1 protein-coding gene and 1 pseudogene are annotated in these 958 nt (G+C 63.6%); both read right to left on the bottom strand.

Going from position 1 to position 958, the window contains the following annotated elements:
- A partial coding sequence (locus B3520_RS17395; protein ID WP_286876493.1) for a 16S rRNA (guanine(527)-N(7))-methyltransferase RsmG occupies positions 1 to 323 on the bottom strand: 323 nt, incomplete at its 3' end.
- A pseudogene (gene gidA / locus B3520_RS17400) lies at positions 320 to 958 on the bottom strand (tRNA uridine-5-carboxymethylaminomethyl(34) synthesis enzyme MnmG); the annotation flags it as partial. The gene B3520_RS17395 and the pseudogene gidA, both read right to left, overlap by 4 nt.

Consider the following 958-nt stretch of genomic DNA (forward strand, 5'->3'; position numbering starts at 1 on the left):
TTCTTGCCGTTGCTGTCGAGCAGGGTGATCTGGCAATCGGGTAGGGCGATGGCCAGGGGGATGCCGGGCAGGCCGCCTCCGGTACCCACGTCGATCAGCCGCCGGGGGGTTCTGGCCTGCACATGGGCCAGTACGCTCAGGCTGTCGAGCAGGTGCCGGTCGAGCATGGCGTCGATGTCGCGTACCGCGGACAGGTTGTAGGCCCGGTTCCACTTGTGGAACTCCTGCAGGTAAGTCAGCAGTTGCTCCGTCTGGTGTTCGGTAATGGTCAGGCCCAGCTCGGCAATGCCCGCCGTCAGCCGGGCCTTCAGGGGTTCGCTCATGAGGCTTGGGAGGTCTCCCGCTGCAGCAGTCCGCGCTTTTTCAGGTGAATCAGCAGCAGCGACACCGCCGCCGGGGTCACGCCCGGTATGCGCGAGGCCCGAGCCAGGGTTTCCGGTCGGGCGGCACTCAGTTTCTGCTTCACTTCGTTGGACAAGCCCTCGACCTTGTCGAAATCGAATTCGGTCGGAATCAGGGTCTGCTCGTGGGCGCGCAGGCGATTGATTTCGTCCTGTTGGCGATCGATGTAGCCCGAATACTTGGCATCTATTTCTACCTGTAGCGCAACGCGCTCATCCGCCACCGGTTCGCCTTTCAGGCCCGCCACGTCGGGGTAGTTCAGCTGCGGGCGCTTGAGCAGTTCAAACAGGCTGTATTCCCGGTTGAGCGGGGCGTCAATTTTGCTTTCCAGTGCCTTGGCGGCGTCGGAACCGGCCTGAACCCAGGTGGTTTTCAGGCGCTCCTGCTCGAGGGCAATGCCATCGCGCTGGCGGCAGAATTGCGCCCAGTGGTCGTCGTCAATCAGGCCCATGGCCCGGGCCTGTTCGGTCAGGCGCAGGTCGGCGTTGTCTTCGCGCAGCAGCAGACGATATTCCGCCCGGCTGGTGAACATCCGGTAGGGCTCCTGGGTGCCCAT

It is taken from the genome of Marinimicrobium sp. UBA4509 (assembly GCF_002388575.1).
Classification (GTDB): Bacteria; Pseudomonadota; Gammaproteobacteria; order Pseudomonadales; family Cellvibrionaceae; genus Marinimicrobium; species Marinimicrobium koreense.